The organism is Pseudomonas macauensis, from assembly GCF_047902425.1.
In the GTDB taxonomy this organism is placed as follows: Bacteria; Pseudomonadota; Gammaproteobacteria; order Pseudomonadales; family Pseudomonadaceae; genus Pseudomonas.
Window position 1 is genome coordinate 4,989,869 of record NZ_CP138377.1, and the last position, 23,973, is coordinate 5,013,841.

Annotated in this window: 31 protein-coding genes and 1 pseudogene; 1 reads left to right on the forward strand and 31 read right to left on the reverse strand. The window is 62.2% G+C overall.

What is annotated here, in order from left to right; translation table 11 throughout:
* Positions 1-21: 21 nt before the first annotated feature.
* From SD196_RS22865 to SD196_RS22920, 12 genes are all read right to left on the reverse strand, one after another.
* Positions 22-1,020 (reverse strand): tyrosine-type recombinase/integrase, encoded by a 999-nt coding sequence (locus SD196_RS22865; RefSeq protein WP_416310702.1) that lies wholly within the window; start codon positions 1,018-1,020, stop codon positions 22-24.
* Positions 1,017-2,309, reverse strand: coding sequence for a hypothetical protein (locus tag SD196_RS22870; RefSeq protein ID WP_416310703.1), 1,293 nt, complete (start codon positions 2,307-2,309; stop codon positions 1,017-1,019). Before SD196_RS22870 ends, SD196_RS22865 begins: the two co-directional genes overlap by 4 nt.
* A gap of 237 nt (positions 2,310-2,546) precedes the next feature.
* A complete protein-coding gene (locus tag SD196_RS22875) occupies positions 2,547-3,836 on the reverse strand; it encodes a zonular occludens toxin domain-containing protein (RefSeq protein ID WP_416310704.1) in 1,290 nt (429 codons plus the stop codon).
* 7 nt (positions 3,837-3,843) lie between these two features.
* The gene (locus SD196_RS22880) at positions 3,844-4,200 is read right to left on the reverse strand and encodes a DUF2523 family protein (protein ID WP_416310705.1); all 357 of its coding nucleotides are present in this window, start codon (positions 4,198-4,200) and stop codon (positions 3,844-3,846) included.
* Positions 4,201-4,203: 3 nt separating this feature from the next.
* A complete protein-coding gene (locus tag SD196_RS22885; protein ID WP_416310706.1) occupies positions 4,204-5,562 on the reverse strand; it encodes an attachment protein in 1,359 nt (452 codons plus the stop codon).
* Positions 5,563-5,653: 91 nt separating this feature from the next.
* Entirely contained in the window at positions 5,654-5,902 is a 249-nt protein-coding gene (locus SD196_RS22890) for a major capsid protein (protein ID WP_416310707.1), read from the reverse strand.
* 13 nt (positions 5,903-5,915) lie between these two features.
* Positions 5,916-6,164, reverse strand: coding sequence for a hypothetical protein (locus tag SD196_RS22895; protein WP_343577291.1), 249 nt, complete (start codon positions 6,162-6,164; stop codon positions 5,916-5,918).
* Positions 6,165-6,326 carry a hypothetical protein gene (locus SD196_RS22900; protein WP_343577289.1) on the reverse strand — a complete coding sequence of 54 codons (162 nt, stop codon included), beginning with the start codon at positions 6,324-6,326 and terminating at the stop codon, positions 6,165-6,167. It lies immediately after the preceding gene.
* Positions 6,327-6,341: 15 nt separating this feature from the next.
* Complete coding sequence (locus SD196_RS22905; RefSeq protein WP_416310708.1) at positions 6,342-6,776, reverse strand: DNA-binding protein; 435 nt, start codon at positions 6,774-6,776, stop codon at positions 6,342-6,344.
* A 231-nt stretch (positions 6,777-7,007) separates the two neighbouring features.
* The gene (locus tag SD196_RS22910) at positions 7,008-7,214 is read right to left on the reverse strand and encodes a hypothetical protein (RefSeq protein WP_416310709.1); all 207 of its coding nucleotides are present in this window, start codon (positions 7,212-7,214) and stop codon (positions 7,008-7,010) included.
* 3 nt (positions 7,215-7,217) lie between these two features.
* Positions 7,218-7,553, reverse strand: a complete 336-nt coding sequence (gene pflM, locus SD196_RS22915; protein WP_416310710.1) for a lysogeny maintenance protein PflM — start codon at positions 7,551-7,553, stop codon at positions 7,218-7,220.
* Between the two features lie 214 nt (positions 7,554-7,767).
* Complete coding sequence (locus tag SD196_RS22920) at positions 7,768-8,040, reverse strand: hypothetical protein (protein ID WP_045217776.1); 273 nt, start codon at positions 8,038-8,040, stop codon at positions 7,768-7,770.
* A gap of 642 nt (positions 8,041-8,682) precedes the next feature.
* On the opposite strand from SD196_RS22920, the gene SD196_RS22925 reads away from it, so the two are divergent.
* Positions 8,683-9,015 carry a hypothetical protein gene (locus SD196_RS22925; RefSeq protein ID WP_416310711.1) on the forward strand — a complete coding sequence of 111 codons (333 nt, stop codon included), beginning with the start codon at positions 8,683-8,685 and terminating at the stop codon, positions 9,013-9,015.
* 86 nt (positions 9,016-9,101) lie between these two features.
* Here SD196_RS22925 and SD196_RS22930 read toward each other — a convergent pair whose 3' ends face one another.
* The 19 genes and pseudogenes from SD196_RS22930 to SD196_RS23020 form a co-directional block, all read right to left on the reverse strand.
* Complete coding sequence (locus SD196_RS22930; protein ID WP_416310712.1) at positions 9,102-9,557, reverse strand: hypothetical protein; 456 nt, start codon at positions 9,555-9,557, stop codon at positions 9,102-9,104.
* Between the two features lie 23 nt (positions 9,558-9,580).
* Positions 9,581-10,525: a ParA family protein gene (locus SD196_RS22935; protein ID WP_416310713.1), complete on the reverse strand. Its 945-nt coding sequence runs from the start codon at positions 10,523-10,525 to the stop codon at positions 9,581-9,583.
* A gap of 57 nt (positions 10,526-10,582) precedes the next feature.
* A complete protein-coding gene (locus tag SD196_RS22940) occupies positions 10,583-11,437 on the reverse strand; it encodes a restriction endonuclease (RefSeq protein ID WP_416310714.1) in 855 nt (284 codons plus the stop codon).
* Positions 11,438-11,756: 319 nt separating this feature from the next.
* Positions 11,757-12,068: a type II toxin-antitoxin system RelE family toxin gene (locus SD196_RS22945; protein WP_275608654.1), complete on the reverse strand. Its 312-nt coding sequence runs from the start codon at positions 12,066-12,068 to the stop codon at positions 11,757-11,759.
* The gene (locus tag SD196_RS22950) at positions 12,058-12,306 is read right to left on the reverse strand and encodes a type II toxin-antitoxin system Phd/YefM family antitoxin (RefSeq protein WP_275608655.1); all 249 of its coding nucleotides are present in this window, start codon (positions 12,304-12,306) and stop codon (positions 12,058-12,060) included. The genes SD196_RS22945 and SD196_RS22950 overlap by 11 nt, the downstream gene beginning before the upstream one ends.
* 343 nt (positions 12,307-12,649) lie before the next feature.
* A complete protein-coding gene (locus SD196_RS22955) occupies positions 12,650-12,883 on the reverse strand; it encodes a restriction endonuclease (protein ID WP_343577736.1) in 234 nt (77 codons plus the stop codon).
* Positions 12,883-13,239, reverse strand: coding sequence for an SOS response-associated peptidase family protein (locus SD196_RS22960; protein WP_343577734.1), 357 nt, complete (start codon positions 13,237-13,239; stop codon positions 12,883-12,885). Before SD196_RS22960 ends, SD196_RS22955 begins: the two co-directional genes overlap by 1 nt.
* 55 nt (positions 13,240-13,294) lie before the next feature.
* Positions 13,295-13,378: pseudogene (locus tag SD196_RS22965) on the reverse strand (SOS response-associated peptidase); the annotation flags it as partial.
* Positions 13,357-13,536, reverse strand: coding sequence for a hypothetical protein (locus SD196_RS22970; RefSeq protein ID WP_331319322.1), 180 nt, complete (start codon positions 13,534-13,536; stop codon positions 13,357-13,359). The gene SD196_RS22970 and the pseudogene SD196_RS22965, both read right to left, overlap by 22 nt.
* Before the next feature lie 86 nt (positions 13,537-13,622).
* Positions 13,623-14,621, reverse strand: coding sequence for an isocitrate/isopropylmalate dehydrogenase family protein (locus SD196_RS22975; RefSeq protein ID WP_416310715.1), 999 nt, complete (start codon positions 14,619-14,621; stop codon positions 13,623-13,625).
* 77 nt (positions 14,622-14,698) lie between these two features.
* Complete coding sequence (gene can / locus SD196_RS22980; protein ID WP_275608658.1) at positions 14,699-15,343, reverse strand: carbonate dehydratase; 645 nt, start codon at positions 15,341-15,343, stop codon at positions 14,699-14,701.
* 63 nt (positions 15,344-15,406) lie between these two features.
* Positions 15,407-16,651 carry a C69 family dipeptidase gene (locus SD196_RS22985; protein ID WP_416310716.1) on the reverse strand — a complete coding sequence of 415 codons (1,245 nt, stop codon included), beginning with the start codon at positions 16,649-16,651 and terminating at the stop codon, positions 15,407-15,409.
* Entirely contained in the window at positions 16,626-18,017 is a 1,392-nt protein-coding gene (locus tag SD196_RS22990) for a flavin monoamine oxidase family protein (protein WP_416310717.1), read from the reverse strand. Before SD196_RS22990 ends, SD196_RS22985 begins: the two co-directional genes overlap by 26 nt.
* 464 nt (positions 18,018-18,481) lie before the next feature.
* Complete coding sequence (gene rimI / locus SD196_RS22995; RefSeq protein WP_370600050.1) at positions 18,482-18,934, reverse strand: ribosomal protein S18-alanine N-acetyltransferase; 453 nt, start codon at positions 18,932-18,934, stop codon at positions 18,482-18,484.
* A complete protein-coding gene (locus tag SD196_RS23000) occupies positions 18,931-19,761 on the reverse strand; it encodes an energy transducer TonB (RefSeq protein ID WP_416310718.1) in 831 nt (276 codons plus the stop codon). The genes rimI and SD196_RS23000 overlap by 4 nt, the downstream gene beginning before the upstream one ends.
* A gap of 97 nt (positions 19,762-19,858) precedes the next feature.
* Positions 19,859-20,368: a DUF6160 family protein gene (locus tag SD196_RS23005; RefSeq protein ID WP_275608663.1), complete on the reverse strand. Its 510-nt coding sequence runs from the start codon at positions 20,366-20,368 to the stop codon at positions 19,859-19,861.
* Between the two features lie 16 nt (positions 20,369-20,384).
* Positions 20,385-21,968, reverse strand: coding sequence for a hypothetical protein (locus SD196_RS23010; RefSeq protein ID WP_275608664.1), 1,584 nt, complete (start codon positions 21,966-21,968; stop codon positions 20,385-20,387).
* A 1-nt stretch (position 21,969) separates the two neighbouring features.
* Positions 21,970-23,052 (reverse strand): hypothetical protein, encoded by a 1,083-nt coding sequence (locus SD196_RS23015; RefSeq protein ID WP_331319309.1) that lies wholly within the window; start codon positions 23,050-23,052, stop codon positions 21,970-21,972.
* 240 nt (positions 23,053-23,292) lie between these two features.
* On the reverse strand, positions 23,293-23,898 hold the full coding sequence (locus tag SD196_RS23020) for a hypothetical protein (RefSeq protein WP_275608666.1): 606 nt from the start codon (positions 23,896-23,898) through the stop codon (positions 23,293-23,295).
* Positions 23,899-23,973 lie beyond the last annotated feature (75 nt).

Below are 23,973 nucleotides of genomic sequence, written 5' to 3' on the forward strand. Positions count from 1 at the left end.
CCCCCAACGCAATCAATGAAATCATTGACAGCATACGGGAGATTGTCCGAGCTGTGCGAGCGGTGATAGACGCATGGCTGATTCAAGATGCTCCGGCGACAGGTGCGCGTACCGCATCGTCATCGTGATCGACGAGTGCCCGAGGATCCGCTGCAGCGTGAGGATATCCCCTCCTCCCATCATGTAATGGCTGGCGAAGGTATGGCGGAGGATGTGGGTCAGTTGCCCCGGTGTATCGAATCCACAGCGCTCATAGGCGCAACGGAATGCGGCGCGGCAGGACATGAACAGTCGCCCGGTTCCAGGCATGCCCACCTTGAACATCAGTTGCTCCAGCTCGGCCGGGATCGGCACTGACCGGCTCTGACGGTTCTTGGTCCGGTGGTAGTGGACCTTTCCCCCATGCACGGCACCCCGGGCGATGCTCTCGGCTTCTTCCCAGCGGGCACCTGTAGCCAGGCACAGGAGAGCAACCGGGTAGGTATGGTTGTTCGTGCTGGCTTTGCACTCTTCAAGCAACTGGGCGACCTGATCCAGGGTGAGGAAGGTCAGTTCGACCTGATCGGTCTTGATCTGGCGGACGTTGGCCAGCGGGTTCGCCTTGTGCCAAGTGCCTAAGCGGATCAGCTCCGAGAAGATGGCCGACAGGTAGCGCTGTTCATGGTTGACCGTCTCCGGCTTCACCTCAGTCAGACGGCGTTGCCGGTAGCGTGCCCACGCGAGCGAGTCGAACTCAAAGGCCTGCGGATCTCCGAGGCGTTCGGCCAATGCTTGGCAGCGAGCCAGGCGCTGTTTACCGTCCTTCAAGGTGCAGCCGTGGAGGTCATACCAGACCTTCACCAGATCGGAGATGCGATCATCCAGCGGGCGGCCGGTCTCGCCCAGGACAGCGAAGAAGTCCTGTTCATAGCGAATGGCGGCGGACTTGGTGGCGAAGCCTTTCTTGCGGATCCTGCGACCGGAGCGACCGTTTTCGTAGAAGTCAGCCGTCCACGTCTTCCCATCCTTGCGTGCGGTCATATCGCGTAGCCCCGCCTGATGTAGCGATCGTTGATCAGTCCAATGACGTGCTTTTCGAGGTCGCGAGTGCTGTAGCCCTTGGCGGTGTAGTGGTCTTCGATCACGTGCCAGAAGGGAAGCGTTCTCCCGACCTCAAGCGCTTTTTTTGGTGGGATGCGCTCCCGTGCAATCAGGCTGGCGAACTGGCCCAGGAACATCTCGCAGTTCTTGCCGGAGAAGCCCTGAGCGGTCTTGTAGTAGCGCCGGTACTCGGCGCGCTCTATGAGCGGATCCGCTTCCACCTGGACCTTGGTATCGAGGCTGATCAGAGACCAGAAGGCATCGAACACGCCTTCCCGGGAAAGGAGCTTGTAGTTATCGCAGGCGTACTGCCACAGGCCCTGCAGGTGCGGGCAGAGGCCCGAGTAGGTACGGCAGCCGATCACCTCGCCAGAGGACATCGTGGAGCCTTCGGAGAACTGCTGGACGATGGAGTGGTGATAGCGGAACTCGATACGCCACACGGTTTCCAGCGGGTTGTAGGTGGGTTCGCCATCGCCGAAGGGGTCACCGTTGAGGGAGGCCCACACGGATTCCCAGTAATCGAGCTTGTCGGTCGCCCTCGCCTGCAGCGTCTTGTTGTACAGGCACATCTGCAGGCCATTGGCCGAGCCGAACATGAAGGTCTCACCACGCCCATACACCGAGGCGTTGCCATCGTATTCGATGCGCTCGATGCCGCTGATCTGGCGCACACGCCGGGACCGGCAATGCATGCGATCCACGAAGTCTGCAGGCGGGGTCCAGCCCTGAACGTCGAGCGCGATATGCACAGCGCATTGGTTGGCTTCGCAGGCAACGAGTACACCAGCGGCCAGATCATCCATCACGCCCTGCAGGATCTTCGGATCGGCGCCGTCCAGGGCGTGGGGAGAAACTTCGATTTTCAGGTGCGGACCGATGACGTCGATCTTCACGTTGTGGTTCTTGATCAGCAGGATCAGCCCCATATCGGCGTTCTGCAGACGGTACTGGTAGCCAGAGTCCCGACCGATACGGCCCTTGGCCCACTGGTAGCCGGCGAAGTGAACGATGTCTTCCGGCTCATCGAACAGCGCCATCACTTCCGGGCGGATCATGCCGTTGTACAACTGCCGTACGGTGTCCACGCCACAACGCAGCAGGCGAACACCTGACAGATCCGCAAATCGACCACTGGCCGGGTCCATAAAAATCCGTCCTTCGGACGACTCATAAAAGTCCCCGTTCTCCTTGAGGATCAGGCGTAGGGGGTGAATCGGCTTTTTCATGTTTCTTACCCTTCAATGAGGTTTATTGAGGTGGGTGATCGATAGTTATCCGACGTGTTACAGGGTCGTCGGCCGCGCCTTCGGCCTACCGCTCGTGCCTTACGCTCCCGGCCGGCGGCGCGGCCACGACTCAAAACGGAAACGCCGCTACCGGCTGCATCACCTGCAGCGCCGTGAGAAATCCCAGGGCGTACGCGAGCGCGAGCAGTCCCAGGGCGTTGATCAGTCCATGCAGGGTCATTGGCTTTTCCTCCAGGGGCGTGAGGCGTATTCGGAGTTGGGCACCACGGTCAGCGTGCTGGCCGCTGCTGGCGGGGCGCTGGCGGTCGCCGTGAGGGGCGCGGTGGGGGCGAGGTTGGCGAGGGCTTTCGGCTGAGCGCCGCCACAGGTGACGGTCTGTTTCCACGTCTCAAAAGCCAGCTCGGCCACGCATTCACCCTTGGCAGTGACGTGGTAGCCGGAGCCGATCAGTTGCCAACTGGTCAGTTCCAGATGGCGGCCTTCGGGGTCATCCAGGGCGAACATGTAGATGTCGCCCTTCGTGGGGCGGTAGGCGTGGGCGAGGATGGTGATGCGCCGGTCCGCGAAGGGATGCGCGCTCAGGTCAACAGGCGCACCAGTTGCCCGGTCAGGTACAAGGCCAGCAGGAAGAAGCCCAGTCGCAGCAGGACGCGCCGGAATACCCACGACAGCGCTTTTTGTATCGCTCGCAGCAGCGGCAGGAGGAGTTGCCACATCAGCCTTGGGAGCTGTTTCAGCAGCCTCACCGCCAATCGTGCGCAGAGGCCCCATGTACCAAACAAAGCCAATACAAGCGGCCAGCAGTGCCAATAGAAGAACCAACTTAGGCGACCGGAACAGGCTTTTGCCGGCCTTGGTGTCCTGGGTCTTGCCGGTGGCGGTGGACTGGTAGAGGGCGAAGGTCTGCTTCTTGATGCGCTTGTATTCGATGATGGTGCCATCGGCGGGTGGCCGGTTGAGCTGGGCGTCATGCTGGGCCTCCTTGTAGCGGCCAGGGATGCCGATGACCGCGAGGTTGGAATGCTTGTAGGCCATCTCGCAGGTCATGCGGATGTCGTCGCGGATGTAGGAAATGTTCGGCGTGGTGAGGACGATGTCCCAGTTGAAGTGACGGTGCCGGGTCCAGGCATCCAGCCAGTTCATGGGCCGGTCGGCTGCGTGCGCCGCTTCGGGGCCGCCGGGGAAGTCGAACTTCTCCAGGTCCTTCTCGCGCCAGGATTTGGGGAACAACAGCTGGGTTTCATCGAAGATCAGGAACGCGCCCCGCGGTGCCCACTGAAACCACGTGCGCATGCGTTCAAGGTCATCCAGTGACTCGAGATCGAGGTTGATGATCTGGGCGGTGTTGGGCAGGTCGGGGAAGACCTCGTAGGCGCGCTCCAGGGTGAAGCCGCGCACGTTGGTGATGATCACCCTTCCCTCTTTCAGAGCCGGTACGGCGTCGTCCTGAATCGCGCCGGAGGTCTTGTAGGAGCCGTTGGGGCCGTGGTGAATCTTGATCGACATGATTCACTCACCTCCCTATGAACGGCACGAAGCGCATACAGAAGCGCGTGGCCGCCGCCAACATGATGATGTTGAGCGCCTGGGGGATGCCGAAGAACGCCAGCGCCGCCGCGATATCGCCGGGCAGTGCCGCGTACATGCTGCGCACCATGGCGGAGATACCCAGGCTGTCGATCAGCTCGCGGGCCACAGTGAAACTGACATCGAGCAGCAGGATGAAGGTCTGCAAGGCGCTGTACATGGCCGCCTTGGTGGCGACGACCAGGCCGTCTTTGACGAAGTCGTACACGCCCTGGGCGAAGAAATCCCAGATCCACTGAAAGAAGCTGAGGATCTGGTCGAAGACACCGGATAGCCATTCCATGATTCACTCCTTCAGGATGACGAAGGCGGCGATGAGCGCGGCCATGAGCAGCAGCGCAAGCCGCAGGTTGGAGAGTTCGCTGGAGTAGTCGGCGATGCAGAGCCGATAGGCCTTGCCCCAGACGGTGAAGGACTCGCAGGGCAGTTGGCCGCCGCCGGTGGAAAGCTGCAGATCGAAGGCACCCTTGAGCTGGTCAATGTTGGCTTTCACCGCGTCTTTCAGTTCTTTCTTGGCCTCCTGCACCTTCTTGTCCCACTCCTTGTTGGCCTCATCCCAGCTACCGGCCTCGGGTTCGGACAGATCAGTGCCGGGGCCTTCGCCCTGGCAGCCGTTGGGGTCTTTGGCCGGGTCGCATTGGCCTTCGCCTTCGCCGTTGCCATTGCCATTGCCATTGCCGCTGCCGGAGCCATCGCCGGAGCCGTCACCGTTGCCCGTCCCGGAGCCGTCGCCATTCCCGGAACCACTGCCGTCCCCGGAGCCGGAACCATCACCCCCGCCGCTGTCGCCGCCACCGGAGTTACCGCCACCGGTATCGCCGCCGCCCTCGCCTTCCCCTTCGCCACTGCCGTCGCCGGGATTGGAGGGATCGACTTTCACGCAAGTGGTGCCCGACCAGGCCCAGCCTTCGCCGCAGCCGGGGTCATTGGGGTCGGAGGGCGGCACCGCTGGGTCGGGTGGATCGGTGGCCGGGTTGAGCGGATCGCCCGTGGTGGAGAACTGGTAGGCATCGGCGGAGCAGTTCTCCCCGGTGCCCTTGAGGATGTAGTTGCAGAAACCTTGGGTGGTGGATCCCTTGACCAGATAGCAACTGGTGGAGCGGCCCGATTCGCTGGTGTATTGGCACTTCTCGTAGCAGGCGGTCGGCGGGCCGCTGTCGGCGATGTAGTTACGTCCACCGGAGTTGATCACCGGGGAGTCGGCTCCCTTGGCGGGAAAGGGTGAGCCGATGGTGGCCGAGCAGTCCTTCGGCGGCGCTTTGCACTCACCGGTCGCGGGATCGAAGGTCGCTTCCGGATCGCTGCAGGTATCGCCGAACCGGGTCACGTTGAATTTGAGTCCCGTCGCGCCGGTCTCGGTAGTCGCGCTGCATAACCACAGAAAATCTTGCTGCCGGCTGCACCACTCCAGCTTCCGCCATTTATTCATGGCAACGGCAGCGTACGCCGCCTCCACCGGAGAGGCGCCCTTCGCCCAGCCGTAGCCCTTAACCTGCCAGTAATAATCCGCAGCAAAAACCTGCGAAGAGCCGGCCAGCCACAGGGCCAAAACCATCAATACATGGCGCATAGGAAATCCGCCCAAAGCCAAAGCCGCCAATGCCGGAAAAAAGAACCCCGCCGAAGCGGGGCCCAGGTTCGGCACATGCAGTGCAGTCAGAAGAATTCGCCGCAGCGGTAGCCCGTGATGAAGGCCCCGGCGAAGAAGGCCCCCAACCACACCGACCACAGCACGCTTAGGCTTTACGCAGCATGCTGTAGATGAGACCGGCCACCGCGAGGATGACCAGGGCCGCGACGACATAGCCGCCGATGGTTTTCATGTCGCCTTGGCCATCGGTCATGGCGCTTTCCACCGCGCTGGTGTCGATGACGCCCGCGAAGGCCGGCAGCGAGGTGGCGGCGGTGACGGAGCCGGCGATGCACAGGTTGCGGAAGGAGCGGACCGGGTTGAACTTGGCGATGCGTTGTTTCATGGCGTTCATGGTGTTTCCTCTGTCATCTGGCTTTACGAAGAAGTGACGCGACCCAGCCAGTCAAAAGCCCCGTCACGAAGGCTCCGAGGACGCCGGCGGCACCGATGCCGAAGGCTTCCGGGGAGAAGCCGCCGTTGACCAGGATGTCGATGTATCCAGCGGCCTCGGGCGGTATCAGGTAGGCCTGCTGCCATTGCAGGTGCTGGCACTGCATCAGGCCGTCCGCCGTGGACGCCCAGCTGGTGCAGACCTGAACGGCAACCACGCCCATTCAGTCGTCCTCCGCGTCGGACAGCTCGGTCAGTTCCAGGCAGTCCGGGCAGAGGTGGGTGGCGGGTTCGGGCAGCAGTTCGGGAGCGGCGACCGGTTCGTTCCACAGGTGGCCCATGGCCTCGCCGCAGCGATCACAGAACAGGTAGCCGTCCACGTTCATCGCGCCCTACTCCGCTCAGCTCTTGGCCGCGTCGCCGGGTTTGTCGGCGCTGGGCTTATCGGGGGTCGGCTGTTGCGCCGGGCGCTGGGTTTGCGCTTGGGGCTGCGGCTGACGGTTGGGTGCCGGGGTGTGCACGTCCTTGCCGGTGGCGAGCAGTTCGGTCAGCACCTGAGTGTTCTTGGTGTTGCCGAAGCGGTCCTTGGTCGGGCGGACCACGGTGGCGAACTTGCACAGCACCGGGGAGCCTTCGAAGACAATGGCGTCGAGCAGCGTCGGCTCGATGTCGTATTGGGTGATCTCGAAACCCTTGGCGTTGCCGCGAGCGCCTTCGGGGATCGGGGAAATCGCCTGGACGCTGGCGAAGACTTCGCCGGAGGTCTTGGAGGTGAAGGTGTCGGTCTGGGTGACCCACAGTTCAACGATTCCGCCAGTGGTCGCAAACATGTTCATGTGAAGCTCCTTTGCCTTTTTCGGGCATGAGTTGGCCCGCTGCTGCAAATTGGGCGCGTTGGTGGCCGTCTTTCAGCGGGTGGGGTGGTGCCTGGGGTTTACGGGTGGTGAGTGACCGGGAGAGCGAAGATCAACGTCGTAAGGGCGCTGCCCTTACCATCCCGCTCTCGCCGCCGAGGGCTCAGGAGCGCGGGGCGGTGGAGCTGCCCCACTCTCCCGAGCTGAGGCTATTCAGGGGGGAGCGCGGTCAAGGGTGCGCTTCGCCCGGCGCTCCGTTTGACCGAACGGAAAAGCGTGTTCGGACAAGCCGGTGCGGCGGCCCCTGACCTGATTGGCCCAGGAGGGGATGGTGTGGCGAACGTGGTAACGGCCCACCATCAGTGCGTAGGCAATGATCAGCAGCCAGAAGATCAGGTGCGGGGTCGGGTTAGTGACCATTGTTCAGCCCTCCCACTCGAACGATTCGTGGATAGGAACGAAAGGCGTTGGCCTGCCGCTGTCGTAGACAACGTGCCAATACTTCGGGGGACGGAGCGCGGGCATGTGTTTGTCGCAGGTAAAACCCCGTTCCACCCGGTAGGTCGAGGAGATCGAGCGCCACACTCCAGCGACCTTCTTCATCACGGTAACTACGGTGAAGACTCGCGTAGGGTGGCATTCGGTGCAGGGTGTGGATCGGCAGGGACTGGATTTCGCCAGTTCTCGACGGGACCAGCAGACAGAGCAATCGCAGTCCAAAGAGTGAGGCTTTCCCAGGTACGCACTGAGAGGATTCATGGCTCATGCCCTCACCCCGCGAACTCGATACGCCTGTAGTGCGCGTTCGCGTGTCAGGCCCCAGGAGCGGGGAGCTTCGGCATCAGTGGGGAAGCACGATACGGCCTCATCAACCCAGCGCAGACATTCAGCGCGAGATACATCTTGATGAACACGGTGCCAACGACGCTGGCGAGTCGGGCCGTGGAAGGTGCACATCTCAACCAGATAGCGATTACTCATCGTCGTAATCCCCTTGGCAGAAGATCGACTTGCCCCGGTCTAGGTCGCGGCGGATTTTGTGGAGGTTGATGACGCGGCGGCGGCCAATCTTGGCGGTCGGCACGGTCTTGGTTTCGACCCAGCCGCGCACAACGTCTTCGGTGATGTCTTCCAGGCCCAGCATCTGGGCGAATACCGCCTGGGAGCAGAACGGAGCGGTACGGAAGTCCGTGACCTTCTCCATCGCACCTGTGACGGTGAACCCCACTATTCCAGACTCTTCCATGTGAACCCCCTATAATCGCGGCTACCTACACATTCCGTGCAGGTGGAATATTTCCACAAGACAAGTGGAATATTACCACTCCCCACGAAGAGTGGAATAATTCAACATTGACTTTTTAGATCAATATGGAATCAACGCAGGATAGGGTTCGCATATTTATGTCTAAGATAGGGCACCGAGAGGTGGGCCTTGCCACGGGCATAAAGGAAGAGCGGTGTAAAACCATCCGCTACGACAAGAGGGCAAACCTCCGTACGAATGAGCTTGATCTCATTGCGGAGCACTACCCCCAGTACTCCCTATGGCTACGCACAGGCAGAGTGGATCCAGCCAATGGAGAAATTAGCCCTGCTTACGACGAAGCTGATCGAAACTTGGCCGGACAAGACGCGGGATAGAGATTACTCAGACGGTTGCTAGGCGCTGGTTTGCCCGAGAGAAATCCGCCAGGAAGGAATGAAGCAGAAACACAGCCCTAGCCTCCTACGGCTAGTTAGACGGTAAAAGGCATGACCAGGGAATAGGTACTGCACTCCACATTTCAGTATTTTCCGATTGACGCTAGATGCCCTGAGCATATGGTCTGGCTAAGCCCCTATCTGCCGGGCTTAGTTGATCTTTCACTACAAGGACGTGAATCAGATGAAGACCATACTGGCTAGCCTCGCCCTTCTAAGCAGCTCCTCCCTCGCATTCGCCGAAGAGAAAACCGCCCTCGCCGAAGCCGCCGAGGCGATGAAGCCCATCATCGAAGTCCCCGCGAACTACGTTCAGAAAAGCATCATGCAAAGTCTTGCTGGTGGGAAAGGACCAATGGCAGAGGGGGCGCGAAACAACCTCAAGATGCAGGCTCAGCGCGAGAAGGAAGCCAACCGAGGCGTGCGCAAATCCATGAAGGAATGCATCAAGCCCGGCAATGTCATTGATGATGACGTAAAGGAATGCACCGAGGGTCTAAGGAAGAGAACTTGGTAAATCTAAACCTCCCGCACCAACACAATCAAAGCCAAATACGAGCGAGCAGCCATATTAGAAAAACAATAAAACCAAATTAAAACACATTAATCCTCTCGTTTTCTTTCTGCCTCATCGACAACATTACCGAGAGCAACATTTGTAATTGCCCTATGCGCCAATTCATTTCTAAGCATCGATTCTAACTTCTCTTTTAACGCATCTCTACTTCGGAGACTTGACAGGCCACCACGGGTAATTCCGAAGCGGGTCGATGCAATTTTCTCCATCATCAAACGAGTTGTCTTAGGTGAGCGTATTCTTTCAGCAATCTCATCCGGGCTCATCCTCTCAATACGATCTACATCAAGCGCTCGTCTTTCGACTGGATTATCTTTTATATTTGCATCACCCAGGATATGAAGTACTTCGACCAAACTCCTAGACTTCAAGTATGCTAAAAGAGACTTATAATCACAAACAAGAGACGAGTCGACGCCAACTGACTCCAGATACCTCAGATTCTTTTCGAGAAGGCTAACCACCTTCTTGTGTCTGGACATCAACCCGCTCTTATTTAAAGCCATTAGACAAACCGCTCCTTAATTTCAGCGCAAGCGCGCCGCATCATTGGTCGAGCGCGCTTAATATTTGAAGTCGCGTATACATTCCACACAGGCCAGCCTGCATCTAACGCCTCCGGAATCCCTGTCAAGCTAAGCACTACCTGATCGATTATATCCGCACCCCATTGCCTACGCAAAGCCGCAAGCTGTTCAGTATGCACGTTGGTTAAGCCTGAGGCTGCGTTGCCCGCTGGCTTCGCCATAAATGGCACAATTGCAGCCATCTTCGTCTGCGGGCGGTAGGATCGAGGGACGTCGGCAGGAGAAATAGATGCTGAAGTCCTCAAAAATTCGAGTTTTTGGTCAATCTTAACAGTAACGAGCCGCCTGAAGTGCGTCACCCCTCTGGTTGACATCACATCAGGAATTACCGGAATCACGAAATAATCACTCGCGGCTAGTGCGTTCTGACTTACAAGCTTAGTAGCCGGAGGGCAGTCGAATATAACGTAATCATATTGATTGTCGGCGTCGATCAGATCGAGCCATTCCGCCAGCAACGTACGCTTTTGCCACTCGGAAATAATTGGAGACCCGGTTGTCGTAGAAGCAAGCTCAATTTCGGTGTCATCCAGCTCAAACTGGGCCGGGACCAAATCTAGGGTCGGATACAGATTGTACTGCGGCTGCCGTTTATGCAAAACATTTTTATGTATTATCTCAGCCCCGGGCATTGAAACCTTGCGATTACAAAATGATTCAAATATAGAGTTACAAGTTTCTCTATTCTCTACGGCAGCCTGCCAAAGATCACCACCCATCATAACAATAGACAGGCTAGATTGGTGGTCCACGTCCACAACCAGGACTCGGGCATCTTTAGCTAGATAGGCGGCCAAATGGAAGGCCAGAGTCGACTTACCGACCCCGCCCTTAAAGTTAATTACAGATATCTTCTTTGCCATAGCTCCCCCTACAGATTTCCATTAAATTCAAGACCGTGAATAAGGAACTCATACCCTTCACGCCATTTTCCGAATGCCACGGCAAACAGGAAATTTCTGACAACCCCAGAACTCACCACCTATATTTTCTCCTCGCCTTGCCCTTCTCACGACCATTGGCTCGTTACATAACGGGCAGTATGGGGCCGAAGACTGTATGTTTATTCTTGCCTTCTCATCACCCTTATCGATATGTAATGCTTCGGATCGAAGAGAAATCCAACGCTTAAGGAGTACGCCATCAACCAGTTGGATATTACGCCCCTCCGCAAAACCTCGGGCTTCTGCGGTATATCCACCCGATGTAACAATAAATCCTCCAGCCGCTCCTTCTGCAGCTATCACACCGAAGAATTCGCGAATCACCGTGACACCAACCTTGATGGCTTTCCACTGTTTGCACTGAACCAGATACTTGTCCGTTCCCAAGTGCAATACGAGGTCAACGCCACCATCCGGCCCGTTGCCGCCCTTTTCGATAACGGTGAAACCCTTGCGGCGGAAGGTCTCGCCCACCAGCTGCTCAAACTCGCGCCAGCTGATGCCTTCAATGGTTTGCCCAGACTCTCTCGCATTCGCCACGTTTGCGTGCAACCGCTTACGTTCAGCCCTGGCAAGCACAGAGCCGATGGCGCCGATTACGAATACCGCAGGCAGCACAAACTGGCCGAAAAAGGCAAAAGTACGGAATATCTGGCCAACCATGAACGACCCCACCTGATGCGCGCCCTTCAGGGTGTCCGGCGACTTATCCGCAATAGGGTGAAGAATGAGCCAACTGCCCACGGCAATGAGCAGGCTTACCCACCAGGGCAAGCGGCTGGCGATCTCTATGAGGTCCTCGATGAGCGAGGTTCTGCGGCGACGAGCCATCCCTGTCTCCCAAATACGCATCCATTCATGGCCAGAGGCCATACACGGAAGCTAGCGCGAGGCGCTAGTACCCGTAAAGAGTCTAGGGTGACTACATAAGGCCAATTGTCAGAAACAGCCTGTTGAAATGAGGTTTCGTCGCCCTTGCAAGGCCCGATTTACAAGGCTTCGGGGTAGCTCGGGGAGGCTCTCATGCGATTCATAATGCTGATGTCCCAGGTTCAAGTCCCGGTGTAGCCACCATATCTCGAAAGGGGTTTAGCGAAAGCTAAACCCCTTTTCTTTTGCCTGCAGGAAACACCCTGCTTCGGCACCCAGATCAGAGCCGTTTCCTCGCCGCAGCGTAAGCCTCTCCGCGCTCCCGCTTTCCTGCAGCAATCACCTCGATGATCAGCTCGCCATCATCCACTCGATAGACGAGCCGGTAGCCGACGTCCTTCAGCTTGATCTTGTAGCAGTCCTTCATGCCGGTGAGTTTGTCCTTCTCCACCCGTGGGTTGGCAAGGCGCTCTGCCAGCTTCTTCTTGAAGGCGGCGCGGATTGGCTCAGGCAGTTTCCGCCATTCCCGTTCTGCACTGTCCTTGATTCTAAGCTTGTACTGCGAGGGTCCGTTTGCAGGCTCAGAGTTCATCCAATGAAATTTCCCGAGAAGGTTCGTCACTGCGCTCCTTCACGAGCCGGGCCAGGTGGGCATCGTCCAGAGCTTCCAGCATCCGCTCATAGACATCCGGAGGCACTGCGTAGAACGCCGGAGCGTTCCGATTCAAGATCACCACAGTCTTGCCACGCCCGGCCTCGATGGTCCCCATGGGGTCCTTCTTCAGCTCAGTGATAGAAGCTGCAACATCCGCTAGAACGGAATGTGCCATGGGTAAAGAACTCCTGCCGCATCAAGTGCGTCTCATCAAATGGAAATCACCGAAAAGCGACCGAGTCGGCTCGTTGTAAAAAAGCGTCGGCTCTACGATTTGGCCAAGAAAAAATAGCACTCTTAAAAGTGCCTTTCAATAACCTCCAAAGGCACTCTAAGCTAACTTGCTAAGCCGTCCTAGAGTCCCCACCGCCAGCGCAGCTCGATGAACTCCCGAGCCGCCGCTTCCGTGCCGGCCAGCTCCTGCCCCAAGGGCGGGTAGGCTGTAGCGGGTTTCCTTGCGAGTGATCGAGTCCTGCAAAAATCACCGCCTGCATTAGATCCGCGCTTCGCAATCCTCCTCACCATCCCAGCATTACAAATTGGACAGGAAGGTGCCGCTGGTGATGCGGGGTCACCTTCAGAGTTACCTCGGAGACGTCCCTGTTTCTCCGCACTGATATTTCCCGCAATCCACCGTCTCGCGAGCCCCCATCCACTAGCTGGATATTCCGCCCTTTCGCGAACTCCTTGGCGTCATCCGTATAACTCCCAGACGCCACGACAAACCCACCCGAAGCACCCTGCGCAGCCATCACGCCGAAGAATTCACGGATACCCGCAACGACACCCGGTGCCCCGCAAAGTCCTCCCGTGCATGGTGAATCAGGTCATCCAGCGCTTCTCCGCGTGTGGCCGTGGAGAGCACTTCCCCAAAGTTCTCCGGCGCCAGCACCACGGGCATGCGGTGGTGGATGTGCTCGAGGCTCGCTGCGGCGGATCTGGTCAGCAGGGCGCAGGAGAGGACGGGCTCGCCGTTGGGGTTTATCCACAGGGACCAGAAGCCGGCGAAGACGATGATGGGATTGGCGGGGCTGTGGATGAAGTACGGCTGGTGGACCTGGCGGCCGGCGGGGTTGCGTACGTTCTCCTTCTCGTTCCATTCGTGCAGGCATCAGGCAGCGGGTGTTGCGTAGGGCGTGGAGCCAGAGAGGCTTGCAGGCGGCTTCCTCGCTGCGGGCGATGAAGGCGTAGCGCGGCGGGGTGGATTCCTTCCACCGGGTGGGGATCAGGCCCCAGCGGGCGGGCAGTAGTTCGAGTTGGCCGCCTCGTCCTGGCGCAGGATGGGTACGGTCATGGTCGGTGCGACGTTGCAGCAGGCTTTCAACCTGCGCGGCGGGGTGCGGGCGCCGATGTGCCAGTAGCGTTCGATGGCGGCCTCTTCGGGGCTGACGTAGCGTCCGCACATGCCGGGCACCTTGGGGAAGGAGGTGCTTTCAGCATAGTTCCCGGCGGTGACCAGTGGACATCATGGCGACCGGCGAGATCGGTCAATCAGTTCAGGCGCTGCAACACGCCCTCCCCGATCACCTTCGTAGTCTCCCCACCGAAGTCCACACTCCCCTCCTCCCGCAGGAATCCATCCACCGCCGCATCGATGCGCTCGGCCAGTTCGGGGAGTTGCCAGTGGTGACGCAACAACATCCCGGCGCTGAGGATGGCCGCGAGCGGGTTGGCGCGGCCGGTGCCGGCGATGTCGGGGGCGCTGCCGTGGACAGGTTCGGCCAGGGCTATGCCCTGGCCGAGGTTGAGCGACGGGGCCATGCCGAGGCCGCCGCCCCAGTGGCTAGCGAGGTCAGAGAGGATGTCGCCGAAGAGGTTGGTGGTGACGATCAGGTCGAAGGCTTCGGGGCGTTCCACCAGTTGCAGGGCGGCGACGTCGACCAGGCGTTCGTCGAGTACGTCGCTCCAGCCGTCTTCCACCAGGCGGTCGCGGCAGGTGTCGCGGAACAGGCCGCAGGTGAGCGGGAGGACGTTGGCCTTGTGGACCAGGGTGATGCGTCGGGCGCCACGCTGGCGGGCGATGCGCGAGGCGTCGGCGGCCAGGCGGTCGCAGGCAGCGCGGGTGATGACCCGTTCGGCGATGGCCACGCCTTCGGATTCCCAGTGTTCGCGGCCGCTGTAGAGGCCTTGGCTGTTCTCGCGCAGGATCAGCAGGTCGACGCCCGGGTGGTGCGAGACGTGCGGGCGGGTGCGTACCGGGCGCAGGTTGAGGCTGAGCGCCAGCTCCTGGCGCAGGGTGAGGATGGCGCTGCGATAGCCTTCGACGCGGTGGCTGGGCGAGGAGACGGCGCCGAACAGGCCGGCGCCACAGGCGCGCAGGCGGGCCAGGGTGGTGTCGGGTACCGAGACGCCGCGCCGTTCGAAGCAGTCCCAGCCGGCTTCGGCTTCTTCCACGCGCAGGTCGGGCAGCAGCCGCTGCAGTACCTGGACTGCCACCGGCACCACTTCGCGGCCGATGCCGTCGCCGGGTATCACGCACAACCGATGCATCGCTGACCTCCGCTCGCCGTCTGTCCTTTCATGATCCGCCCTCGCTCCTCGCTGAGGGGCGCGGGCGGACGGTCGGCTCAGAGTTGCCCGAGCGGACGCAGGCGGTATTGCGGCGGCAGTTGGTCGAGGCCGCTGACGGTGACGTTGAGGTTCTTCCAGCGACCGTCGTTGATGCCGTAGATGCAGCCGTGCACGGAAAGCGGCTGGCCACGGTGCCAGGCGTTCTGGACGATGCTGGTGTGGCTGACGTTGGCTACCTGCTGGATGACGTTGAGCTCGCAGAGGCGGTCGACGCGCTCGTCTTCCTTTTCGAACTGGCCGAGATGATCGCGGAATTCGTAGGCGAGGTCGCGGATGGTGCGCAGCCAGCCGTCGATCAGGCCGAACTGGCGGTCCTGCAGGGCGGCGCGCACGCCGCCGCAGCCGTAGTGGCCGGTGACCAAGATGTGCTTCACCTTGAGCACGTCGACGGCGTACTGGATGACCGACAGGCAGTTGAGGTCGGTGTGCAGCACGACGTTGGCGACGTTGCGGTGGACGAACAGGTCGCCGGGCAGCATGCCGACGATCTCGTTGGCCGGCACGCGGGCGTCGGAGCAGCCGATCCACAGGTATTCGGGGGTCTGCTGCCGGGCCAGCTTGGCGAAGAAGTCCGGGTCTTCCCGCTTGATTGCTTCGGCCCAGCGTTCGTTGTTGTCGAACAGTTCCTGCAGATCGCTCATGGTCGGCTCCTCATCGTTGGCTGCCGCACCTTACGCAGCATGGGCGCGCCTGACAAGGCGCTTTCAGCGGGCCGCGTTCAGGCGCCACCAGCGTGGCGGGCGCAGGGTCTCCTGCTGCGCCAGCTGGTGCCAGGCGTCGTGCCAGGCCTGAGCTTCGGCGGCCAGGCGCGGCCAATCCAGGGTGCGCCTGTCCAGCGCGGCCAGCAACTCGGTTTCCAGCCAGCCGTGGCCAGCGCGCAGGGCGTCGGCGAAGCCGGGGTCGGCCAGGGCGCGCTGGTGCACGGTTTCGAAGCGCCACCAGAGGGATTCTTCCACCGCCGCCTCCTCGCGGCTGAGCAGGCCCGTGCCGGCTCCGGGCTCGAAGCCCAGCGGCTGGAACATCGACAGGCACGGTGCCGAGGTGCCGGTGGCGGCCATGCGCGGCGAGCCGCCGTCGAGCCGGGCTATCAGGCTGGCGGTGGTCTGCGAGGGCCGCCAGAAGCTGCCGGCGTGCAGGCAGACCTGGCGGTTGTCGTGGCGCGAGAGCCTATGCCCGCGGTGGCCGTGGCTGCGCAGGGCGACCACCAGCGCCAGCCAGTCGACCTTGGCCGGACAGTGGGCGAGGAATTCCTGGTTGAGCTGCCGCCGCTGCCGCGCCCCGGCGATCCAGGGCAGCACGCGGCCGTCGAAGGCGCGGGCGAAGTGGAAATCACCACGACCGTTCCAGCAACCCAGACGGCACGCATGGTCCTCCAGATTGGCGCTGGCGAGGTCGTAGTCGTGGCCGAGGGTCAGAGCGTTGGAGATTGCCCAGCGCTCGACCTTTTTCGCAGCCCACAGCCGGCCGGCGGTTTCCAGCACCCAGGCCTCCTGCGGGTCGGCGATGAGGTAGCTGTTGTCGTAGCGCATGCGCTTGTTGCGGTAGCCCGCCGGTCCGCCCTGGCCGTGGCGCTCCAGCAGCTCGGTGATGACGGCCAGCGCCTCGCGGGCGGTCGCCGCGCGTTCCAGGGCCAGCCGCAGCAGGTCCATGCCCAGCAGCGCTTCGCCTTCGCGCATGGTCAGGCGGGTGAATACGGCTTCGTTGCCAATGGCCACGCCGCGTTCGTTGACGCCCATCTCGGCGCCCCACAGCCAGGCCGGCTGACTGAGGATGACGGCGTGGCGCTGGGCGGTCTGGGGAATTTCCAGGTAGGTGGTGCGCACCGTCGCCGCGCGGTCGCCGTGCACGGCCGGCAGGCGGATCAGGCGTTGCGGTTCGGCGGGCTCGCGGTCGCTGTTCTTGGCGAACCAGGTGGCTCCGTCGCTACGCAATACCAAGGTGTCGCACATAATCCTCCTCCCCGTGATCGTCTCTCGCGCCAAGCACTTCGCTCGCCGCGCGTTCCCCGGCCTCCACGGCCCCGTCGAAATAGCCCATCCAGCGCGTCGCCGTTTCGGTGCCGGCAAAGTGCAGTCGACCGTAGGGCTCGCGCAGCCGCGCGGCGCCGCTGGTCCACAGTCCCGGCGGGAATAACGCGGCATAGCAGCCACGGGCGAAGGGTTCCTCGGCCCAGGATTTGTCCACGTAATCCACCGGCTTGAGCGCCGCCTCGCCGAAGTAACGGGCGAAGCAGTCGAGCACCTGGCCACGACGGTCGCCTGCCGGCCGCGCGTTCCATTGCCGCGCCTCGTCGCCTTCGATGAAGCCGAGCAGCACGCCACGCGGCGAGTCGGGGACACTGTTGTCGAAGGTCAGGCGCACCGGACCGACCTCGCTGGTGGCCTGGCCGGAGAAGCCCCGGTCGCGCCAGAAGGGTTTGTCGTAGAGCGCCATGCACTTGATCACCGCGCCTTGCGGCAGGCGTTGCAGGAGCTGGTCGCGCCAGCTGGGCAGCAGCGGTTCCTGGGTGATGCGCAGCAGCTGGGTCGGCGGGATGGCGAAGATCACCCGCGAGGCGTGGTGCACGCCACGGTCGCTGACCAGTTCGACGCCACGGTCGTTCTGCCGTACGGCGCGGATCGGCTCGCCGGTGAGCACCGCGTCGCCCAGGCGCTCGGCAAGGGTCTGGCAGATACGCTGGGAGCCACCGAGGATACGCTCCTGCTGGGCGCCGCCTTCGACGCCGAGCAGGGTGTCGAGGTTGGTGCCGCTGCGGATATAGAAGAGGACGTGGAGGAACGACAGGTCATGGGGGCTGGCGGCGAACACGGCGCCGCTCATCAGCTCGAAGACCTTGCGGCCGGTGGAGGTGCGCAGGTTGCGGCGCAGCCACTCGGCGAAGGTCAGGCTGTCCCACTGGCTGGCCTTGGGGTGCAGGCTGGGGTCGCTCAGGGGGACTTCCCGTGCCATGCGATCCAGGCGCACGTGGGCCTGCATCACATCCAGCAGGACGTGGGGAGGAAACTTGGGAATGGTGCCGCGATAGGGTTTGAGACGGCCGCCGAACAGGGTGAGGTTGTCGCCCTGGTTCCATTGCGGAAAAGTCGAAAGGTTCAGCTCGGCGATCAGGGAAAGGATGCGGTCCTGGGTCGGGCCGACCCACTGGCCGCCCACCTCGACCACTTCGCCGCTGGCGAAGCGATGGTTGAGGGTTCGTCCTCCGACGCGCTTGTTGGCCTCCAGCACTTTCACCCGTAGTCCGGCCGATGCCAGACGCCAGGCCGCGGTCAGCCCCGAGATACCGGCGCCCACCACGATCACATCGCTGCGATTCATGTTTGCGACCTTATGTTCTTGTTGTTATTGGTCCTAAGGGTAAGTCAGGAATGGTCGTCGGAAAAACCCGTCGGGCAGGAAATTTCCCGGTTTTTGTGGGGGAGTCGAAGCGGCGGGTAGTGTGGCGTGTGTGGGGCGGGTCTAGTCGCGATTTCGGCGCGCTGGGGGGGAGATATCGCGGACGGAGGGGCGCGATGCAGCGGTAGCCCCCTGGCAGAACGGATTCATCCGGGAGATTTCGCGGACAAGGTCCGCCCCTACGGGAGCGCAGCTTCCGCTCTCGCTCTTAAGCCCGTACGTTCGCGGTTGTACGCCGATACATCCTGATTATCAGTTGGTGCGCGGGGCGAGTTCGCAGCGCTCGATGACAGGGCGTCCAGGATGTATTTCGCGCGGCCGGAAACCCAGGTCAAACGGCGTATGACGTCGAGCGTTATACGCCCAGCGTTTCTGCGCCAGCAGGCTCACTCGACCAGGGTGCAGGCCATCACCAGGGCATCTTCGCGACCGCCGACCGCCGGGTAGTAGCCACGGCGCCGGCCGACTTCGTTGAAGCCGTAGCGCTCGTACAGGCGGTAGGCCGGCTGGTTGGACTCGCGCACTTCGAGGAAGCATTCCACCGCGCCCCGTTCGTGGGCGCGCTTCATCAGGTGCTCCAGCAGGGTCAGGCCCAGGCCGCGGCCCTGGCTCTCCGGCTTGACGGTGATGTTGAGCAGGTGCGCCTCGTCGAGGATCAGCTGGATCACGCCGTGGCCGACCTGCTGGGTGCCTTCGAACATCACCCAGCATTCGTAGCTGTTCAGGGCATCGGCGAAGATGCCGCGCGTCCAGGGGTGGCTGAAGGCGGCGTATTCGATCTTGAGAACGGAATCGAGGTCCGCCTCGGTCATCGGGCGGAAGGAAACGGCATCGCTCATGCGGTGGTCTGACTCATCCAGCGTTGCCGAACCCGGCGCATGGCGCGCCACAGGTCGGCTTTCAAAGAGGGTTCTTCGGCCAGGCGTTCGAGGCCCGGCAGGGCCCAGGCGACACCCAGGCCTTCGACTTGCAGCTCGCGCAGCAGGGACTCTTCGTCCGCTTCGCCGGCGTAGCGCACGGCGGGCATGCCGACCAGCCACAGCAAGCGGCAGGGTGCACCGTCTTCCAGGCGGGCGGCGACGAAGCCCTGGACGAACTCGCGGGCGGCTTGCGGCCCCTGGTCCATGTTGCCGCCGGCGAACAGCGGCCAGCGCACCGGCTCACCCAGCAGTTGCGGGCTCTCCGGCAGGCCGGCGGCGCGCAGCAGGTCCTTCAGCAACAGGTAGGCCGGGTCACGGCTGGCCAGGGGCTCGCCGGTAGGCAGTTCCACCAGCAGGGCACACTCGCCGGCGCGCAGCAATTGCAGGGCGAAGCGTGGCGGCGGAGCGACCGGGGCGCGGACCACGGGCTCGGCTTCCGCCGCAGCCGGCTCTTCGGCGCTCACAGGGGCCGTCGCCTTGGCTGGCGACGCAGGCTTGGGCATCAGGCGGGCGGCGATCGAACCGGGCTCCCCCACGGGCGCGGCAGCAGGAGCGGCTGCAACCGGGGCGGCTTCGCGCGCGACTTCGGCGACGGGCGCCGGCGGCGCTTTCTCGACGGCGAGGGGCGCGGGCGTTTCCAGCAGTTCCGGGCGCGACGGTGCGGCGAACGGCAACGCCACGCGCGGCAGCCAGGTGGCGACCTGCATGGCGCCGAGGTAGGCGCGGCGGCGGGCTTCTTCGATCAAGGGGCGGTTACCTGTAAGTGGAGCCTGCACGAGCAGGCCGGCACATCGAGGCGGGATTGTCGCGTGAAACGCGCCGAGGGGAAAGGCCGGTCAGCGGTTACTGGGTGCCGAACACATATACGTTACCGGTCAGCTTGATCGCGCCGGTGGCCTGGTAGGTGAGCAGGTTGGTCTGCTGCAGGCCGCTGGCGGCGACCTTGCCCTGGTTGGCGCCGCCGAGGGTGAACTGCAGGTTGGTGGCGCTGGCATTGGTCAGGCCGATCTTCATGGCCTGGCGGTTGAACAGCGCGCCGTCGCCGTTGAAGCCGCTGTTGATGGTCACTATGTCCAGGCTCATGCCATCGAAGCTGAAGGCGCCCTTGATGTTGTCCAGCACGATGAAGCCGGTGCTGTTGAGCGGCTGGATCGCCAGGCGCGCACCGCAACCACCGGTACAGCGGGTGTCGCTGGCCACCGGGGCGAGGTTGAAGTTGACGCTCAGGCTGACGCCGTCCTGGCCGCTGACGTCGGACATCTCGCTGTCGTCCAGGTTGCGCATCTCGGCGTGGGCGCCAGCGGCGGCGAGCAGCAGCAAGGCACTCAGGAATCGACGGGGCAGGCGGTTCACGGCGATGCTCCTCATGTCATTGGCGCGGCAGGTTGACGGTACGCACGTTCAGGTAGTCGATCCGCATGCCCCGTACAGCCTGGGAGCCAAGGTCGGTACCGCCGATGTTCAGGTTGCCGATGCTGATATTGCTCTTCTGCACGTTCTGATAGAAGGCGGTGTGGTTGGCCCAGGTGACGCCCGGGGCGTTGAGGACCAGGTCGCCGTTGCTGGCGACGGTGAGGGTCGCCGGCTGGTAGTTGGCGTCGCCCAGGTTGAGGTCGAAGTAGACGTTCTTGGCCACCACGCGGTCGCTGTCCGAGCAGACCTCGCAGCCGCTGATGATCAGCTTGTCGGCGTACATCTGCAGGCTCATGGAAGCCTTCAGGCCGGCCGAGTCGCCCCACAGGTTGAGGTAGGAGCCATTGAGGGTGAAGTTTTCCAGGGCGATGCTGAAGTAGTCCTGCCGCTGTGTAGTGGCGCCGCGGCTGCCGTCGCTGTTGTAGGCGACGCTGGGCAGGGTGAAGCGGGTCTTGATGCCGATGTCCAGGCCCTGGATACGGGTGCCGGCGGAACCGGGCATGGCGTCGGCCACCAGTTTCACCGTGGCGATGTTGTTTCCCGTGCGGGTGATGGTCCCGCCCACGCAGGTGGTGGCGCCGCTGCTTTGCGCCCCGCAGAGCTGGACGAACTTGTCGTAATCGCTGGCGCGCTGGCTGAGGGTGACGCCATTGCGGGTGACGTTCCAGGAGGCGCTGAGGTTCTGCTGCGCGGTGCTCAGGTTGGAGGTACTGGTGTTGTAGCCGTCCACCGAGTCGTTGTAGGCCTTCACCCCGGTGTTGGTACTGCAACCGGCGATAAAGGAGCAGTCGTACTTGGCGCCGAACTCCGGCTTGCTGGTACAGGCGATGCCCAGCACGTTGTCGCAGACCCGCGCGGGAGCTACGGCGTATGTGCTCTGCATGGTGCTGTAGTTGTTCTTCACCACGATCTGTGCGGCATCCACCTGGGCCTCGCGCTGGTTGACCACGACCATGTCGGCGTCGATGCCCGACTTCAACGTGACCATGTCATTGGAATAGGTGCTCAGCAGGGTGTTGCGCTGGGTGGTCAGCGCGCTGAGCTCGCTATTGATCTTGCTGGTCGCCTTGGTGGGGTCGGTGCAACCGGCCTCGCCGAACAGGCAGCCCTGGTAGTAAGACCAGAGGCCGAACTTGTGCGTGTCGTTGATCGGGTCGGTCCAGGTCGGCGTCATCAACTGCAGCGCCTGCTGCCCGACCGGGATGTTGGCGCCAACCTTGTACTTGATCGGGCCGAAGGTGAAGGGGTGCATGGGCGTGCCCATGTACGCCTTGGTGTCGAGCGTGCCGCGCTGGCTGCCGGCGCCCTTGATGTAGGCGCCGGTGATGTCCACCTGGACATCCTGATTGGCGCTGTTCTTCACCCCGGTGATCTTCGCCGAGGCGCTGGCCTGGTCGTAGCTGAAGCCGTCAATGAAGAAGCCCAGGCCCGCGCCGCTGACTTCTCCCAGCTGGTCATCGTCCAGGGCCTTCATGGCCTGGGCCGGCAGGCAGAGCAGCCAGCCGAACAGGCAGGCGATGAGTGTGGCACGTGCGCTCATGTCAGCACCCCGCCGCCTGGGAGCCCATGCAGGTCGACTGGCGAGGCAGGCCGCGCAGGGCATCGTAGAGGTTGATCAGGATCGGATAGACCGCATCCGCGCCATTGCCCACCTTCGGGAAGTTGGCGAAGGCGCCGGACTGGGTGTTCACGAACTTGCCGGCATTGGCCAGGTCCTGCCAGGGCACGTTCTGGTTCTGCAGGGAGAAGAAGATGCCCTGGGCGCCGGTGTTGATATCGGTGGAGCCCGGCTTGCCGATGTAGATGGTCTTGTAGTTGGTCAGGTCGAAGCAGGTGGTCAGGCCCAGCGCCTGGCAGTTGTTGGTGGTCGACAGGGTCGGGATCAGTGCGGCGACCAGACCGCCCGAGTCGGAGTGCAACGAGTCACCCTTGGCGATGCCGATCTGGGTGGCGCGGTTGATCGGCTGGCCATTGATAGTGGCCTCGCCGGTGCCGGCCTTGAGCAGCACCACGTCGGCGTAGACCGGCGTATCCCCAGCCACGGCCAGCGCCAGGCAGTTGATCAGGTTCGGGCAGCCGTTGCGGGTGTAGTAGTCGTAGGCGATGGACGCCGGGCCGTAGATCTGGCCCTGCAGGTTGCCGGTGATCGACAGGATATCGCCGGACAGGTCGCCCTGCGCCTTGCCGAAGCCGACCCGTGCGCCCACCAGTTGGCGCACGCCGTTGTTGGTCTGGAAGGCGAACTCGACGTACGGATCCTGGATCTGGAACGGCACCACCTTGGCATCGGGCGAGTTGGCATTGTCCACCCGGCCGAGGGCGAAGTTGTTGATCAGGATGTCGGCCGGCTGGTTGGACACGGTGGTGGCGCCGGTGCGGGTGTAGTTGCCCAGGCTGAGCTGGTCGATGTTGGTCAGCAGGCTGATGTCGGCGCCGAAGTTGAGCCGGGTGTACTGGTAGTTCTGGTAGGTGGAGGCATCGACGGTGAGCATCGCGCCCTGCCCCGAGATCGCCGACAGCTCGTCGTCATCCATCGATTGCATGCGCGCCTGGGCGGAACAGGCCAACAGGCCCCCGCAGAGCAAGGCAAAGGCACGCATGAGCGGACCGGAGGACTGACGCATGGCACTCTCCTCTGATGGGGAGCTGTTGTTATTGGAAGGGGACGCGCAACCGGCGCAGGGCCGCTCCTTGGCAGCGACCGGAGGCTCGACCCCGTGATGTCACTATAGGAATTCGGCCGCCAAGGCGGCCCGACCCATAGTCGAGAAAATGTGCCTTCGGAAGTGAAAAGCCTGCACGGGCGGAGCGAGCGGTTGGCAGGAGTTGTTACCCATCGTCACACCTGCGTTACAGATACCGGATCAGCGCTGGCGGAACAGGCCGATCAGGTGCTCGGCGATGGCGCCCTTGATGGAGTCCAGGTTCAGGCGTGAATGGCTCTGGAGCTTGGCGATGTTCAGGCGGTGCAGGTGCAGCGAGGGCATGCGCGCCTCGTATTCGCGCAGGTCGCCCTTGACCAGCACCGGCAGGAAGGAGTCCTCGCGCATCCGGTAGCGGTTGATCAGCACCTTCAGCCCGTCCTGGAATGGCAGCTCGCGGGACGCCACCAGGCGGTGCTCGCCGGGAATCTTCAGGTACAGGCCGCTGTAGCCCATGGTCTCGCCGGGCAGTATGTGGATACCGGTGGGCTCGACCGCGTCGGCGGGAATGTCATGGAAGGTGTCGAACCAGGCCTGCTCGTCCGGCAGGATGGTGATGCCGCCTTCCTGGCTCTCCGGGATCACGAAGCTGTAGTTGCTGTAGAGCTTCTCGACGTACGACGAATAGATGCACAAGCGGTTCTCGAAGCGCTGCAGGAAAGCGATGGCTTCGTTGCGGTCGGTGATGGCGTCCAGGTCCCAGTCGAGGTCGTTCTGGCGCTCCAGTTCGGCCCACCGGGCTTTGGCAAGTGCGGCGTCGTAGGTCATGGTGATAAATCAGTCTTCGTCGACTGACTCTGGCAGAAAACATGCCAGAAAATTCAGCTATTTAGCGGCGAAATT